Here is a 17,229-nt window from a genome sequence, read left to right on the forward strand (position 1 = left end):
GCGAAGAGATTTTAAGAGTTATTCTTGAAGATGATGGGCTTACCGTCATAGAGGCAATCCCGCAGTGGCAGGGAAAGAATCTAACCGGGCGTTCTGTTGTGCTAGACGCTAAGTGTGTAACAGGTGATGGAAGGCACATCAATATTGAGGTTCAAAAGGCGAATGACGATAATCATCTAAAGAGAGTCCGTTACAACGCAGCTATCCTAACTACAAACATAGCTGAAACAGGGACTAAGTTTGAGTTTATACCGGATGTCTGCATTGTATTTATATCTAAGCTTGATGTTTTTGATGGAGGTCTCCCACTCTACCACATAGACAAGGTAGTTAGGGAAACAGGTCAGGTTATAGAGGATGGTCTGACTGAGATATTTGTAAATACTGTTAATTATGATGGTTCTAAGCCTGCAAGGCTGATGAAGTTATTTACTGAGAATGATACTTACAGTGAGGATGAATTTCCTGTAACCAGTGAACTAAAGTCAATATTAAAGTCTAGCGAAGGAGGTAGTAGGACTATGAATGAAATCCTTGAGAAGCTTATTAGTGATGAAAAGAAGGAAAGTGAATTACTAGGTGAGAAGCGTGGTGAGAAGCGTGGTGCTAAAAATGAAAAGTTAAAAATCGCTAAAACAATGATTAAAGAGGGGCTTTCTGCTGAGCTTGTGATGAAATATACCGGGCTTTCTGAGGATGTAATTGCAACTCTACAGATCTAATGTTACACACCCTATTAGCTTCTGTAATACCTTATATGCGATATTAGGGGTCACTTATAAAGGTTTTTTACAATTGTGTGTTGTTATTAATCCCATAATGCAGATTTTCTTTTTATTCTTCGACATGGTTCTGTCGAAGTATGGATTAGATTGTTTGTTTTATGGGATTTTTTCTATTGACTGGATACTCTTGCTTATTTTTAGGAATGTCATCTTAGGTTCGTTTTGAGTAATGGGGTTAGGTTGCCACCCTAGTCACGCCTAGAATAATAAATTTCAGACTCGTTTCGGTATCCGCTTCATTACGTCTAATACTTTCGCTTTTAATGTTGTTTTTCTTTTTTCTGTTCTAGTCACGCCTAGAATAATAAATTTCAGACTCGCTCCGGCATCCGCTTCGCTTCGCCTAACGCGCTCGCTTAGAATTTATTATTCTATGCTGTGTGGTTCTGGTATCTTCCTCATATCTTGTCTCTTTTAGCTTTTGGCTTTCCTTGCGCCTTCTCCTTTTCCTATCCTTTCCTATCACCAAGTGGATTAGGGACTGAAGCTGTTAGAAATGTGTTCTGCTAGGTACAAAGAAATTGCTCTGTTGTGGCTATGTTTTCTTAATTACAATTTCATACTAGATGCACAGAAAAACACCCCCGTATCTATGTTTCCATAAATACAGGGGCATTTGTTATAGATTATGTGAAACTACCTAGACAGTCTCGTTTGAATCGATAAAGCTTTGATTATTTAATTTCAAAGTCATCTTCAAATACATAGGTTGAACCAGGGAAAGCAACTTTAATTTTAACCTTTCCAACCTTAAGTTCAGTACTAGTAGGTGCTGTCTTAAGTTCATTGGCTGCAATTGTTGCAGTACTAGAACCATTATTGGTAACAGCCACATTTTCAGGAAGATTCTCAAATGTTAAGAATGCGTTTGTAAGAGCAGGAGTAACAAGATCACCATACTGATCCTTTAATTTAAGAGCTCCTAAAACTGCACCAGAGTTAATCGCTGCATTACTAGCAAGCTTACCATCTGCTCCGTCCTTAATCTCAGCAGATGAAAGAACAGGTGCTGCATTGCTATAATCATATTCCTGAGTTAATATCTTTCCTGAACCATCTAAGAGCATAATGGTTGCATTAGCCTTACCCTTGGTAGCACCAACTGGAAGTGTAGTTGAAGCAGGCACAGCTTTATTAATTACCTGATAATCTGTATCCTCTACAAGTTCTACTGGCTTACCATCAATTGTAGCCTTAACTGTAATCTTTGCAGTTTCTCCTGCCTTAGCAAGAGGAATCTCAATCATAACATTCCTAAGATCCTTTACAGGTGCTGCATTGATTCTGAATGAATACTTACTTCCTGCGACATCAACAATTTTTGAGCCGTCTGTCTTAATAAGTGACAATTCAACGCCAAATGATGCTGAAATAGCAGGGTTTGTAACAGTTGCTGTAACAAGGTTTGCGCCAGCTAATGCAGCATTACTGTGTGCAATTGCACCAAATGATGCAACATAAGTACCATTTGCATTTGTACCGTATGCCTTGAATCCGTTGTTTACCTTGCTGCCTTCATCAGGAATATTAACTAAGATATCATAATCTGAACCAAGCTTTGAAACATCTAAGTCATCACCATACTGATCTCTTAATACAATATCTTTAGCTGTAATATTAAGTGTATTTCCAGCTCCATCTTTTCCTGTAAGTGCTGTAGCAACATCTTTCTTAAGTCCGCTAATCTTAGTTGGAACTCTCTTAGTATTAACAGTAAGTACAGCACTTCCTACATTGTTAGTCTGAGTTACATAAGATACATACTCTGTAACTGCTCTATCGATATTTGCATCTGCAACTGGATGATAAATAAGAACTACCTTGCCATCCTTCTTCTCAAATCTAAGACCCTTCTTACCATTAACTTCTTTACCACCATTAAGGGTTACTCTTTTAAGTACTTCAAAGTCTGTTACAGGCTTACCATCTGCATCTACTGCTGAGTATGAAAGCTCTGCCTCTTCACCAGCTACGATAGTCTTAGAACCATTGCTGATAGAAAGAGTCTTAACTTCTGTAGCAGCTACTACGTTAATCTTAACAGGTGATGACTGCTTACCACTCTCAAGTGAGAATGCCTGAACAGTAGCCTCACCAGCCATAAGCTTACCCTGTGTAAATCTAGTAAGATCATATGTCATGTACTCTACGCCATCTACCTTAATCTGAGTAGCCTTACCTGTCTTAACCTGAAGACCTGTAGCACCAGCGATTGTTACCTGAAGCTTATCAGCATTGTTCTTTTTACGTCCGTACTGATCCTTACCTTCGAAAAGAAGTGCATAGTCATTAAGGTCAGCTCTCTCGCTAAGAGTCTGAACGAACTTCTTCTCCTTCTTATCATATACTCCCTTGAATGAAGCCTCTGAAAGTACAGACTCTCTGCTTACTGTAAGAACAGCATTAGCTGTCTTTCCTGAGTTCTGGTCTACAAGTGTAAGACCAAATGTGCTTCCAAGGATGAATGCGCCGTTATTTGTGAACTCAACTTCACCTTTCTTTGTTACAGGCTTACCATTTGCATAGATGTTAGCGCCAATTGGCTCCTCTGTTACATCCTCACCAAAGTTGTCAAGAACCTTATAGTATGCATAAGCTGTCTTGTTGTCAGGATCGTTGATACCCTTTAAGATGAGCTTGTCAGCTGGCTCGATAACGATCTTCTCTACCATCTGCTTAACTGCTGTAAACTCAACTGGGTCTTCTTTATCGTAAGTAACTGTGTATAATCCGGCAGGAATCTGGCCAACTACTGACTCAAGAGTAGCTACTGTACCAGCCTCGTTAACCTCTACGTTGTCCTTTAAGTTAAGTACGATACCGTTGGTGTTCTTTACTACGTAAGCAGCTGCCTTTGTAGAAAGGTTAGTACCAACTACAGAAATCTTGTTAGCTCTTACCTGCTTAGCCTCAAACTTGCCGTTTACCTTAACGTCAAACTTCTCTGTAAGCTTATATTTTACTTTTTTAGCATTTTCAAGTTTATAAACCTGAGCTGAATAAACAGTGATTGATACAGGAGTAGCTGACTTAGCAACACCCTCTACAAAAATCTTGTTATTGCCTTCTACATAAGCCTTTGCTACCTTCTCATCTGAAGACTCAACAAAAAGCTTGTAAGTTGTTGCCTTGCCGCCAGCTGCCTTAATCTTCTTTGAGATAGAATATGTTACGCCTACTGTTGACTTCTCGCCTTCCTTAACAACTACTGCTGAAGGAGTAAGAGTCATCTTAGATGCTCTTGTTCTAGCGTCGATTGTCATCTTAACGGTAACAGACTTAGTCTTCTTTGTAGCCTTTGTCTTGAAAGAAATGGTAACCCTACCATTCTTACGAGCCTTTACCTTACCGTTCTTGTCAACAGATGCGATCTTAGAGTCGCTTGACTTCCAAGTACCCTTAGAATCCTTAACAACTTTTCCCTTAACTACAGCATCGAAATCTACAACCTGTCCGCCGATGTAGATATTCTTTCTCTTAACAGCACTCTTGCTGTTCTTCTCTACAATCTTATTAGTTGTAGCTGCCTCTGCTCCCTGTGGTGCGTAAAGGGATGTTACCACCATAGCGGTAGCCATTACGAATGAGAGTTTCTTACTGAAATTCTTCATCTTTTTTCTTCCTCCTTAAATTCGGGTTTCCTTATGTCCTGCTTCAAAAGCCTTACTTTCAGTCGCATAGCCGGTACTAAGCGGTGCTTCTTACTGCAAGATTCTTGATTCAGGATATAATCTTTCCAATAACACAACGATTATAACAATAATTTCGCTAAAGGTCAAGCATTCTTGTCTTAAGTTTTTATTAAATTATAATCTTATGTTAAAAAGATTACTGACTAAATATTGTTTACAACTCGGATTATAGACCCTGTTTGTGGCAAGTCTATGTCAATATTGTATTTTTTTTGGCTTATTTTAATATTTTTTCTTTTACAAGGGCTTTCATTTCATCTTTGGCACAGATGTCTTTGTGGATGACTTTAGCATTCTCTATCTCACCGGCCGCCTCAGGGAGTTTCTTTCCTGATAGTCTTTCAAGTTCTCTTATTTTGTCCCATTCTGAGGTAAAGCCATCAACTTTGTCATATTCCAGGGCTGTTAGTACGCTTCCTGCGAATTTGAATGGGCTTGCTGTGGAGGCTATGAGAATCTTGTTATGTGATGTATTCTTATTTCTATATTCATTTGCCACAAATGCTGCAACTGCTGTATGGGTATCTATGACATAGCCTGTCTTGTCAAATACTTCTTTAATTGTGTTAAGTGTATCTTCTTCTGTGGCAAATCCTGCTTCAAAGTCAGTTAGCTTAGCAGACATCGCTTTGTCTATGGTGTATTTGCCTTCATTTACCAGTTCGCTCATAAACTTAGCGTTTTTAGCCGCATCACAGTCGCAGAGTTTGTATATCAGCCTCTCAAGGTTGCTTGATATGAGGATATCCATACTTGGAGATATGGTGAGGGTGAACTCCCTGTCTCTATCGTAGGTACCTGTCTTAAAGAAGTCAAAGAGTACCTTGTTGGTGTTTGAGGCGCAGATGAGCTTGCCAAGGGGAAGTCCAATCTCTTTAGCAAAGCTTGCCGCAAGGATGTTGCCAAAGTTGCCTGTAGGTACGCAGACATCAAGGAGTTCACCAGGGTTTAGCTTTCCGTCTTCTATCATCTTCACATAGGCATAGACATAGTATACTATCTGGGGTACGAGTCTTCCTATATTTATGGAGTTGGCTGAAGAGAATACATAGCCCTTCTCTTTAAGCTCTGCCGCAAGTTCTTTGTCAGAAAATATTGCCTTTACTCCGTTTTGTGCATCATCGAAGTTACCTTCTATGGCTACTACAGAGGTATTCTTTCCTTTTTCGGTAACCATCTGCTGTCTCTGGAAGGGGCTTACTCCGTCTTTTGGATAAAATACTATGATGCCTGTACCTTCTACATCTGCAAAGCCTGCAAGGGCAGCCTTTCCTGTGTCACCTGATGTGGCTGTGAGGATGATGATTTTCTCCCTTAGATTGTTTTTCTTAGCTGAGGTAACCATCAGATATGGCAGTATGGAGAGTGCCATATCCTTAAAGGCTAAGGTAGGGCCATGGAAGAGCTCCAGATAGGTAAGTCCGTCTGCTTCTTTCATAGGAACTATTTCTTCTGTGTCGAATTTACTATCATAGGCTGAGTCTATGCAAGCTTTTAGTTCTTCCTCGGTGAAGTCAGTAAGGAAGAGCTTCATCACTTCGTAGGCTATCTCTCTATAGTTAAGCCCTTTAAGTTCCGTAAGGCTCTTATCAAGCTTTGGAAAGGTCTCAGGTACATAGAGCCCTCCATCAGGTGCTATTCCTCTAAGGATAGCCTTTGAGGCTGTGACCTTTTCTTTATCTCCTCTGGTACTAACGTATTTGATATCCATGTTCTACCTCCTTATTTTGTCTTGTATGATAGCATTTATGAGGGGAATTGGCAAGATAGATATGGAATAATCCTGATATTATTTTGTTATAATGGGGCATAAACGCGGGACTCCTGCAAATTACCTTGTATACAATTACTATTGACTTTTTAAGTTACAATGACTTATAATATAAGCAGGCGTAAAGCTGACAGCTTTATATGTTCCTTGAAACTCGAAAAACCCGGAAGCTGCGGACCTCCGGGTTTTTCTATTCCTATGTTAAAAAAACGAAAAACTCGAAGTTGGTGGCTTCGAGCTTTTCGTTTTTTTGAACTCATGGAACACTTAATAATCTTTTATGCCAAAATTATAACCTATTAAGGTTAAGAAGTCAAATCATTATCTCATGTGACAAAATCGAACATATGTGTTATAATATGTACGTTGCCTCCTCCTGGGCAAGAAAGGGGGTGAGCTTATTGGAAAGCATATTTTCTTTTATTATCTCCGTTGTGGCTGGTATAGTTGCCAACTATATCTGCAAATGGCTGGACGGAGTACAGAAAAAAGGCAACCAGCCTAAACAGGACTAAGCCACCTTGACGGAATAGAACACCCTAGAGTTGCAGCTCTAGGGTGTTCGCATCTTATTGGATACATATTTTCTTTTTGCCTATGTCTATTATATCTCACAGCAATGTAAAAAGTCAAGTGTTGTTATTATAACGGAATAGAACCCCCTACTTATAATTTACAATCTGACCAAAATCAGCCTTAAGGCTTGCACCGCCTACGAGCGCTCCATCGATGTTAGGCTTGGTGAAGAGCTCTGCCGCATTGCTTGCATTTACAGAGCCGCCGTACTGGATACGTACCTTCTCAGCTGTAGCATCATCATACATCTCTCTTATGCAGTCACGAACTGCCTTACAGATTTCTTCAGCCTGGTCACTTGTAGCTGTCTTTCCTGTACCTATAGCCCAGATAGGCTCATAAGCTATTACAAGCTTAGCTACATCAGCGGCTGCCACATCCTTTAAGTCTGACTTTATCTGAAGTCTGATAAAGTCAACTGCTATGCCCATTTCTCTCTGTTCAAGGGTCTCTCCGCAGCAAAGTATAGGAGTGATGCCTGCCTCTATAGCCTTCTTCACCTTTTTGTTAAGGAGGACATCATCTTCCTTAAAGTAATCTCTTCTCTCGCTGTGACCGATGATTACATATTCTACGCCTGCATCCTTAAGCATGGCCGCTGAGATTTCACCTGTATAAGCACCGCTCTCTTCGAAGTACATGTTCTCTGCTCCAACCTTAACATTGGTTCCCTTCACTGCCTCTACTACAGGAACGATGTCAATGGCAGGTACGCAGTACACTACATCTACCTCATCATTTTTAACTAAGTCTTTTAATTCATTAACCAATGCAACTGCCTCACTTGGGGTCTTGTTCATCTTCCAGTTGCCTGCTATTATTTTTCTTCTCATTGTATTAACCTTTCAAAGTATCTACAAGCCTTATCTACGAAGCCAATCCATTGTTAGATGACGGATATATAAGATCCTCTATCATCATTTATCGCATACAAGGCAGGTAGAATAATAAATTATTAGTTTTATCTTTTTATTATTTATCGTTAGCCGCAGCTACACCTGGAAGCTCCTTGCCCTCAAGGAACTCAAGGGAAGCACCGCCACCTGTGGATATGTGGCTCATCTTGTCGCCAAATCCCATCTGGTTAACTGCCGCTGCAGAATCTCCACCACCGATGATGGTAGTAGCATCTGTCTCTGCAAGTGCCTTAGCTACTGCAAGTGTACCTGCTGCAAGTGTAGGATTCTCAAATACTCCCATAGGTCCATTCCATACTACTGTCTTGGCGGTCTTTACTTCATTTGCAAAGATTTCAGCACTCTTAGGACCGATGTCACAGCCTTCTCTGTCTGCAGGAAGGTGGTCTGAATCATATACTTCTACCTCTACAGGCGCATCTATAGGATTAGGGAAGTCTTTTATGGTAACTGAGTCAACAGGGAGAAGGAGCTTCTTGCCTAGCTTTTCAGCCTTTGCAAGCATTTCCTTACAATAGTCTATCTTCTCGTTGTCAACAAGTGAAAGTCCAATCTCCTTGCCCTGAGCCTTGAGGAAGGTATAAGCCATACCGCCGCCGATGATGAGGGTGTCACACTTCTCGAGGAGGTTATTGATTACGTTTAACTTATCTGCTACCTTTGCACCACCAAGTATGGCTACAAACGGACGCTTAGGATTCTCAACTGCATTGCCGAGGAACTCGATTTCCTTGTTCATAAGATAGCCAACAACGCAGGTATCAATGTACTTGGTTACTCCTACGTTTGAGCAGTGCGCTCTGTGAGCTGTACCAAATGCGTCATTTACAAATACATCTGCAAGGGAAGCAAGCTCCTTGGAGAATTCTTCGCCGTTCTTGGTCTCTTCTGCTCTGTATCTGGTATTCTGAAGAAGAACAACATCTCCGTCCTTCATAGCCTCTACTGCCGCCTTAGCGTTAGGACCCACTACTTCGTTGTCAGCAGCGAACTTGACAGGCTGTCCGAGAAGCTCGGAGAGCCTAACTGCTACAGGAGCAAGTGAAAGCTCAGGCTTTGGCTCTCCCTTTGGCTTGCCAAGGTGTGAGCAGAGTATAACCTTGCCTCCGTCAGCTATGAGCTTCTTGATAGTAGGAAGTGCTGCTACAAGACGGTTCTCGTCTGTTATCTTTCCATCTTTAAGTGGTACGTTGAAGTCACAACGAACCAATACTCTTTTACCCTTTACATTGATGTCGTCAACGCTTTTCTTATTTAATCCCGCCATTGTTTTTCTCCTTATGTAGTTATTATAAAAAAAGCCACCGAGAGCCATTGCCCCCGGCGGCTTAACCGCGTGTTTATTATGTCTTCATATGATACAGGATTGCTACGGCTTCGCCTCTCGCAATCCCTAAACAATATTCGTAATCCACTCGTTTTTCTGCGAAAAACGGCTACTTACTCATATTGTTTGCGCATCGAAAGATTACGCACCCCCTTGCAAGCAAGCTTGCAGTTGGTGCTTATCTTTGCTGCTTGTATCATTACTTCACGAATTTCTCGAAGTACTTAATTGTTCTTACCATCTGAGATGTGTATGAGTTCTCATTATCATACCAGGAAACTACCTGTACAAGGTAAAGTCCGTCACCAGCCTTTGATACCATAGTCTGAGTAGCGTCAAAGAGTGAGCCGTAGGTCATACCTACGATATCAGAAGAAACTATCTCGTCCTCGTTGTATCCGAAGGTCTCAGGATCTGATGCCTTCTTCATAGCTGCATTGATGTCTTCCTTTGTAAGTTCCTTGTCGCTCTTTACTACTGCATAAAGAAGAGTTGTTGAACCTGTTGGAACAGGAACTCTCTGTGCAGAACCGATGAGCTTGCCATTAAGCTCAGGGATAACAAGACCGATAGCCTTAGCTGCACCTGTGCTGTTAGGAACGATGTTAACTGCTGCTGCTCTTGCTCTTCTTAAGTCTCCCTTTGGATGAGGGCCGTCAAGTGTCATCTGGTCACCTGTGTAAGCGTGGATAGTTGACATGATACCGCTCTGGATAGGAAGGAAGTCATTAAGTGCCTTTGCCATAGGTGCAAGGCAGTTTGTTGTACAAGAAGCTGCTGAAATGATGTCATCATCAGCCTTAAGGCTCTCGTGGTTAACATTATATACGATAGTAGGAAGATCGTTGCCTGCAGGAGCTGAAATAACTACTTTCTTAGCACCGGCATTGATGTGTGCCTGTGACTTCTCTTTGCTTGTGTAGAAACCTGTACACTCGAGTACAACGTCTACTCCGAGCTCTTTCCAAGGAAGGTTGTTTGCATCCTTCTCTTTGTATATCTTGATTGTCTTGCCATCTACAGTGATGCTGTCTTCTCCTGCTGTTACCTTGTCAGCAAGTGCATACTTACCCTGTGATGAATCGTATTTGAGAAGGTGAGCGAGCATCTTAGGATCTGTAAGATCGTTGATAGCTACGATTTCAGAACCTTCATGTCCGAACATCTGTCTGAATGCAAGACGACCGATACGACCAAAACCATTGATTGCAACTTTAACTGCCATTTTTAAATCCTCCTAATTTATATGTTTATGTTTGTACACTAAACTACTCTCTTATTCTAACTTGAACAGAAAAAAATATCAAGTGTCATTTCGCTATATTTTGGCACTTTTTTGCCAAAGTTTTGTGAAATTTTATAATAAACAACAAAACATGCGCCTGACAGGATTCGAACCTGCGGCACCCGGCTTCGGAAGCCGGTGCTCTATCCGGCTGAGCTACAAGCGCATACTTAGTTTTATAACACAGTTATAATTCTTTGTAAAGTCATTATGCTATTTACTTTTTATCTTTTATAATGTATAATAGCAAGGCAATTTGCTACTGTAGCTCAGTTGGTGGAGCAGCTGATTCGTAATCAGCAGGCCGTCGGTTCGAGTCCGATCAGTAGCCTTTTTTAACAGCCTATAACAATGCCGCCTTCTGACGCATAGAGTGTGGCTATGCCGCCTGTTTCTACTATGTCTATTCTGTCAAACTTATGTTTCTCGGTTATCATATCCCTTATCTTCTCTGCTCTTTCCAGGCAGCTACAATGGGATATCACAAGAGCCCTGCTTCCTGACTTGTCTGCCTGCTTTGCAGTTAGTTCGGCTATCACGCTGCATGCCTTGTTTATGCCTCTTGCCTGGTCGGCTTTTATGATGTTTCCTTCTTTATCCGCCATCATGACAGGCTTTATATTGAGTGCCTCTGCGATAAATGCCTTTATTCCGGTGAGTCTTCCGTTTTTCCTGAGATTTTCAAGGCTTTCAAGCACAAAGAGAGTATCCTTTGCTGCATTAAATACTTCTATTTCCTTTACTATCTCATCAAAGCTTCGTCCTGCTTCTTTAAGTTCAATTAGTTTATTGGCAAGGAGAGTCTGGGATGCAGACGCGCCTTTTGAGTCTATTAGATATACCCTGCTTTTCCCATTTTCTTCACGGTACATATCTACAGCTATCTTTGCAGAGTTGTACGAAGCTGACAGCTTGGAGGAAAGGGTAATTATGTATACCTCATCTGCCTTGTTAAAATGCTTTAGGTACTCTTCAGGGGAAGGGCAGGCTGACTTTGGAGTGTCAGGGTAGTTTTTCATCTTCTGGAGGAAATCCATCGCATCAAGGTTATCATCATCTATAAAGTTCTCATCTCCGAGAGTTAAGGTCAAGGGTACTTTGATTACTTCTTCTCTTGCCTTTAATTCAGGGGTTAAATCAGTTCCACTATCGCATAAAATTACGTATGACATCGCTATCTCCTAACATGTAGTTTTCATTACTACATATCATAGCATAGGAAGCCACATATTTAAAGCGGATTTTTACAAATTTCTCCTAAATGCACAAAGCCCCCTAAGAGCTGCAACTCTTTAGGGGGTTATGTTATCATGACATTATTTCTTTATCGAAGTCAATTATACAATAAAAAGATATACTTTGCGAGTAAACATTTACACAAATTTATTCAGTCCCTCGTCATACTCGTAGCCTATCGTTCTTAGCTTATCAACTATATATCCTCTCTCAACCCCTGTAGCCTTACAGAATTCATCAAGACTTGGATAAAAATCTCTAAGCTTGGTGTTTACAAAGCTTAAAAGTATAGTGGCATCCTTAGGCAATTCCATATTCACTCTCCTAACTCTCTAATTGTTTTACGTATATTATCTTATCATTTTGGCTAAGCACTGTAAATCCGGATTTTTCAAGCAGGCTTTTAGCAGGATTATTATCACAGTCTGTAACCACCATAAGTTCTGAGGCTGATAGCTTATTCTTTGCGTAGTTTATCACCATTTCTAAGGCTTCTTTTGCAAAGCCCTGCCCCAGTCTTTCTTTTCGGATGAAAAACCCTGTTTCATACCGAGCTTCTTCGGCATCGGCCAGGAAATCAAGGCTGATAAGACCTATCAGGCTGCCATCTGCTTTATCAAATATTCCCCAGATGCCATAGTCATAAAAGCTATATATGTTAGCAATATAAGCAAGGAGCTTCTCTTTTTGCTCTTCTTCAGGCACTCTACCATCTTCTACAAACTTTATGACATGCTCTTGTCTGCTTATTTTAATGACTTCATCGATATCCTTTTCGCATAGCTCCCTTATAACAGTTCTCTTAGTTTCTGCAATCATACATGGAATTTTGTTTTTATGCTTAAAGAGCCTTATGAGGAAGTCTATATCGATATCTTCAAAGCTATCCACTATAAGATCGAAGCCATAGGGCAAGCCGCTTCCAAGGTTTTTATCATAAACAACCGTAGTTAAGCCTGAGGCTAGCAGGCTCTCATTAAAGTTGGCTGCTGAAGTTATAATTAAACCGTCTTGGAGTTCATATTGGGCATTTTTCATTGTCAAATGTATACTGCCAATCTCGGAAGCCATATTTGGCTTATCTACAGAGTCTGTAGATATTTTTTCAAGCTCAGGCGGACTATCCAAATAGTTTTTTTTAATCTCATTATAAGGGTTTATTGGACTTTTTACAGGATAATTCACATCTAAGATTTCATCCCTTACAGATTTAATACCCATTTTCCTGAAATCATCTAGCATTTTCCTGACAAAGCCCTTCTCCTTTTCAGGCAGGCCACTAAGAGAGGCGAGCACGAATTTTAGTTCATTTCCCATAGCTAGTATCCTACCAAGGCTTTTCTAATCAGGCAAAGCACTATAAGGTGGACAGGATAGAAGAAGTAAAATACATACTTAGGTATCTTGTAGCTCCCTCTCTGCCCGTTGTAAAGCATAATAAGGACAACAGCCGGGAAGCCAAAACTTTCACTTACCCTTCCTGCAAGAAAGTCGTAACTGACAAGCCAAATAAGAACAGCTATTCCCGCAAGTACGAATTTAGTCTTATCAGAGGCAAATTTTTCATTTATCTTAGCAAGACCTGCCTGCATTTTTTCAAAATAATAGATGAATAAAATAAGCACTACCCCTACTATACCGTAGTCAGCAGAAAGTTGAAGCGAGCTGACAAGAATCACCAAGACAGCCGCAAGCTGAAGTATTTTACTTAAAAAGATATTTTTAACCTTCTCATTTACTCCGTCAATTATAATAATGGCAAAGAGTCCCAGGGCAAGGGTGAAAAACACGTTTTGCGAGCTGTATTCTAGGACGAAGCCGTTATTGGCTATCAATGCGTCAAAAGGTATCTCTGAAATAATTGCAAGAAAAATTAAGCTGCCTAAATACCTCCATTTATTCCTTGTATGATAATATCCCTCAACTATCATGAAGCAAAATAGAGGAAATGCAGTCCTTCCTATCCATCTGCCAACATCATAAATGTCCCACATGTCGCCGGGAATAACCTCATAAAGAGCAACCGCCATGTGGTCTATAAGCATAGATATAATTGCAATTATCTTAAGTACAAATGATGTCACCTGCATATTATTTACCCCCTGCCCTTATCTTCTCATTTAGCTCTGTAAGGTATATCCATCTTTCTTCCTTATGGCAAAGCTCTTTTTCAAGGCTTTCTTTTTCAGCCATAAGCTCCTCAAGTTTGCTGTATCTCGAGGCATTTTCTGCTATTTCTTCATCTAACTTTGCAAGACTTTCATTCAACTTTTCAATGTCCTCGTCTATGGTGTCAAATTCCTTCTGCTCAGCATAGGTAAACTTAAGCTTAGGTGCCTTGTTTGCCTTCCAGTCTTTTTTTGCATCGCTTTCCTTTTTCTCTGTCTTTACCTCTTCAAACTGTGGTTCTGCTTTTAAGAGATAATCGCTATATCCTCCCTCATATATCTTAATAAGACCATTTTCAAAGGAGAATATCCTGTTTGCCACCCTGTCAAGGAAATATCTGTCGTGAGAAACTGTTATAACCACTCCATCAAAGTTATCAAGATAGTCCTCAAGGATTGAGAGAGTAGTGATATCAAGGTCATTGGTAGGCTCGTCTAAGATAAGTATATTGGGAGCAGAAATGAGGGTATGTAAGAGGGCAAGCCTTCTTCTTTCTCCACCTGAAAGCTTCTCGATTTTGGTATACTGCATAGCACCTTCAAAGAGGAAGCGCTCAAGCATCTTGCCAGCCGATATGGTTCCATCCTTCGTCTGCACATACTCTGCTATGTCTTTTGCTGACTCTATTACGGTCTGACTTGGGTCAAGCTCTCCTGAGTCCTGAGAAAAATAGCCTATCTTCGCTGTCTGACCGATGATAATGTTTCCACTGTCAGGTGCTACTTCTCCTAAAATAGTCTTAAGAAGGGTTGACTTGCCTGAGCCGTTTTTCCCAATAATTCCTATTCTGTCAATCCTTCTAAAGAGATATGTGAAATCAGCAAACAATGTCTTGTCTCCGTAAGCCTTTGAAATATTTTCAATCTCAATTATCTGCTTACCGAGGCGGCTTGATACTGAATCAACCACAATTTCTTTATCCACTACAATCTTATCCCTGTTTTTAAGTTCCTCAAAACGCTCTATATGGGCCTTCTGCTTGGTTGAACGGGCTCTTGCACCCCTCATCATCCAAGCAAGGTCTTTCTTAAAGAGGGCGGCATTCTTCCTTTCGGTGGCTATCTCCATTTCCTCACGCTCTGCCTTAAGCTCGAGGTACTTCATATAGCCTCCCACGTATGAATAAAGCTTGCCATGAGTTAGCTCAACTATCCTGTTTGTCACCTGGTCAAGGAAATATCTGTCGTGGGTGATGATGAGGAGGGCCTGTTTCATCTTCTTAAGATGGTCTTCAAGCCACTCAGACATGGCTGTATCCAGGTGGTTGGTAGGCTCATCAAGGATGAGGATGTCTGCATCATCAAGGAGGGTACGCACAAGGGCAGCCCTCTTTTTCTGACCGCCTGAAAGTGTGCCTACCTTGGCCTCCACATCCTCTATTTCAAATTTTGCAAGCAGGCTCCTTGCCTCTCCCTCGATGTCCCAGAATTCATTTTTAGCCTTTTTCCCCTTTATTACCTCCGAAATAACGCTTTCACCCTCGTCAAACTCAGGATTCTGCGGGAGATAGGCTATGCGGACAGCATTCCCCTTGGTTAGCTTGCCACTGTCTGCCTCCTCTTCTCCTGCAAGTATCTTAAGAAGGGTGGACTTGCCTGTTCCATTTATCCCTATAAGGCCTATTTTGTCGCCTTCGTTTATGCCCAAAGAAATATTATCAAAAAGTATCTTATCTGTGTTGTAGCTTTTCGATAAATTTTCTGCTGTAAGTAGATTCATATTATCTCCTAAATCTTTCTCAAATTATTACGCATCTCCTGTGATTTGCCCTATCAGCCAGACAGTCCGTAGCAGTACCATATATTCAGAGTGCGTGAATTTCTGTCCTATAATATCATACATCAAACTTTGTTGTAAATATCACAAGTTGTATAGGTATGTATTAAGCTATTATTACTGTATTTATAAGTCTTCAAGTATGTACGGCAACATATAAATTGGATACAGTTTCAACATTTCAGCCTGACCTACATCCTTTTGCGATAGTAAAATTGGCGCCGCAGTATTTTTCGAGTACTTTCTCTGAAATTCTGTGATTGATTTGTGCATTCCAAGTCCGGAAGATTTGACCTCAATAGGTACTATTTTTGTTTTTGATGCAACAAGAAAATCAATTTCAAAGTAACGCGTAACATTATCCTTTCTCCAAGTATGGTAGTAAAGAGGTCGTTCTGCGGCATTTATCACCTGAGCTACTGCATTCTCATATAGATATCCAAGATCCGCCGGAAGAGAATCACTTAAAAGCTTTGTGTAAATATTCTCACCAGCTTCTCCTGATGAACTAAATATCATAGTTGTAAACAGCCCTGTATCTGCCAAATATAACTTAAATGTCTGGTTATCCATGGTTTGAGATAGCGTAACACTTGGGTTAAGAACATTGTAACAAGGCAGTACTGTCTTTGAATCCAGCATGTTGTACAATCTTTCTATATCTTTATCAACCTTCTTTTTGCCCGTAGCAGCTGATATTACATAACTTCTCTTATCTGTTGCAAGCTGTGTAGGAACACTCTCATACATTCTCCCTATCAGCCCTGTACCATCAATCTTAAAAAAATCATCTTTATAAAGGTTGATTATCTCTCTCTTTACCTCATCTATTTCAGTAAAATTTTCCCCTTCTACATACGCTGCTACCGCCTGTGGCATTCCCCCTACCGCCATATACACCCTAAAATCCCGCATTAGTTTTCTATTTAGGGAATTTCCGACTGCCTTTCCTCGTTTATATAGTTCTTTCAAAACCTGATAGGTTTCGTTCCCGGTTGCCCACATAAACTCCTCATAGTCCATAGGATATACCTGTATTTTTATCTCCTCGGATGGAATAACTATGTCTTTAACATTCTTTTTTATGCTTATCAATGAGCCTGTCTCAATATAATCATATCTCCCATCTGCTACCAGATATTTAATAGCCTGACGTACCTTGGGCATAAGTTGAATTTCATCAAATATAATTACTGATTCCCTTTTATGCAGTTTAATCCCTGTAGCAGTCTGCAATCTAAGAAAAAATATATCAGGTTCTGCAATATCCTCAAACACATCAAGAATTTCTTTTCTTACATTTGCAAAGTCAATCTTTATATATGACTTATATTCCCTCTTCGCAAATTCTTCTGCAATTGTAGATTTACCCACGCGCCTTGCGCCCTCCAAAAGTACAGCATACTTAGGAGCCTTTTTTTCTTTCCAATATTTCAACTTTTCAAACGCTTTTCTTTTAAACATATTTAACCTCCGCAATAGGCTGATTTTCTGTATTCATAATTTATTTCATTACCGTTTTATCAAAGTTATTATATCTATAAATTACCGTTCTGTCAAAGTCTAAACTTTATTTTATTACCGTTTTATCAAAGTCTGAATATCATTTTATTACCGTTTTATCAAAGTCTGAATATCGTTTTGTAGCAGTCAAGAAAAGTAGACACAAAAAATGTTTTTCCTTTTTTTCTTTTT

At 40.3% G+C, this 17,229-nt stretch carries 12 protein-coding genes and 2 tRNA genes; 2 read left to right on the forward strand and 12 right to left on the reverse strand.

The window, feature by feature from the left end; genetic code table 11:
- Positions 1 to 722: Rpn family recombination-promoting nuclease/putative transposase (locus tag ACO6HM_RS11855; protein WP_485391239.1), on the forward strand; the 722-nt coding region annotated here is incomplete at its 5' end.
- A 737-nt stretch (positions 723 to 1,459) separates the two neighbouring features.
- Here the strand turns inward: ACO6HM_RS11855 and ACO6HM_RS11860 are convergent.
- From ACO6HM_RS11860 to ACO6HM_RS11885, 6 genes are all read right to left on the reverse strand, one after another.
- Entirely contained in the window at positions 1,460 to 4,396 is a 2,937-nt protein-coding gene (locus tag ACO6HM_RS11860) for an Ig-like domain-containing protein (RefSeq protein WP_485391240.1), read from the reverse strand.
- 298 nt (positions 4,397 to 4,694) lie between these two features.
- Positions 4,695 to 6,188, reverse strand: a complete 1,494-nt coding sequence (thrC, locus tag ACO6HM_RS11865; RefSeq protein WP_485391241.1) for a threonine synthase — start codon at positions 6,186 to 6,188, stop codon at positions 4,695 to 4,697.
- 722 nt (positions 6,189 to 6,910) lie between these two features.
- Positions 6,911 to 7,657, reverse strand: coding sequence for a triose-phosphate isomerase (gene tpiA / locus ACO6HM_RS11870; RefSeq protein WP_485391242.1), 747 nt, complete (start codon positions 7,655 to 7,657; stop codon positions 6,911 to 6,913).
- Positions 7,658 to 7,796: 139 nt separating this feature from the next.
- Complete coding sequence (locus tag ACO6HM_RS11875; protein WP_485391243.1) at positions 7,797 to 9,008, reverse strand: phosphoglycerate kinase; 1,212 nt, start codon at positions 9,006 to 9,008, stop codon at positions 7,797 to 7,799.
- Between the two features lie 259 nt (positions 9,009 to 9,267).
- Positions 9,268 to 10,293, reverse strand: a complete 1,026-nt coding sequence (gene gap, locus ACO6HM_RS11880; RefSeq protein ID WP_208428091.1) for a type I glyceraldehyde-3-phosphate dehydrogenase — start codon at positions 10,291 to 10,293, stop codon at positions 9,268 to 9,270.
- A gap of 152 nt (positions 10,294 to 10,445) precedes the next feature.
- Positions 10,446 to 10,519, reverse strand: a tRNA-Arg gene (locus ACO6HM_RS11885).
- Between the two features lie 92 nt (positions 10,520 to 10,611).
- On the opposite strand from ACO6HM_RS11885, the gene ACO6HM_RS11890 reads away from it, so the two are divergent.
- Positions 10,612 to 10,684: transfer RNA gene (locus tag ACO6HM_RS11890), tRNA-Thr, on the forward strand.
- Between the two features lie 4 nt (positions 10,685 to 10,688).
- Here ACO6HM_RS11890 and ACO6HM_RS11895 read toward each other — a convergent pair.
- From ACO6HM_RS11895 to ACO6HM_RS11920, 6 genes are all read right to left on the reverse strand, one after another.
- Positions 10,689 to 11,525, reverse strand: coding sequence for a DegV family protein (locus tag ACO6HM_RS11895; protein ID WP_485391244.1), 837 nt, complete (start codon positions 11,523 to 11,525; stop codon positions 10,689 to 10,691).
- 201 nt (positions 11,526 to 11,726) lie between these two features.
- A complete protein-coding gene (locus tag ACO6HM_RS11900; protein ID WP_485391245.1) occupies positions 11,727 to 11,903 on the reverse strand; it encodes a DUF4250 domain-containing protein in 177 nt (58 codons plus the stop codon).
- A 10-nt stretch (positions 11,904 to 11,913) separates the two neighbouring features.
- Entirely contained in the window at positions 11,914 to 12,906 is a 993-nt protein-coding gene (locus ACO6HM_RS11905; protein WP_485391246.1) for a GNAT family N-acetyltransferase, read from the reverse strand.
- A gap of 2 nt (positions 12,907 to 12,908) precedes the next feature.
- On the reverse strand, positions 12,909 to 13,679 hold the full coding sequence (locus ACO6HM_RS11910; RefSeq protein WP_485391247.1) for a TraX family protein: 771 nt from the start codon (positions 13,677 to 13,679) through the stop codon (positions 12,909 to 12,911).
- A gap of 1 nt (position 13,680) precedes the next feature.
- Complete coding sequence (locus ACO6HM_RS11915) at positions 13,681 to 15,477, reverse strand: ABC-F family ATP-binding cassette domain-containing protein (RefSeq protein ID WP_485391248.1); 1,797 nt, start codon at positions 15,475 to 15,477, stop codon at positions 13,681 to 13,683.
- Between the two features lie 183 nt (positions 15,478 to 15,660).
- Positions 15,661 to 16,998 carry an ATP-binding protein gene (locus tag ACO6HM_RS11920; protein ID WP_485391249.1) on the reverse strand — a complete coding sequence of 446 codons (1,338 nt, stop codon included), beginning with the start codon at positions 16,996 to 16,998 and terminating at the stop codon, positions 15,661 to 15,663.
- Positions 16,999 to 17,229: the final 231 nt, after the last annotated feature.

It is taken from the genome of Catonella sp. (genome assembly GCF_057250765.1).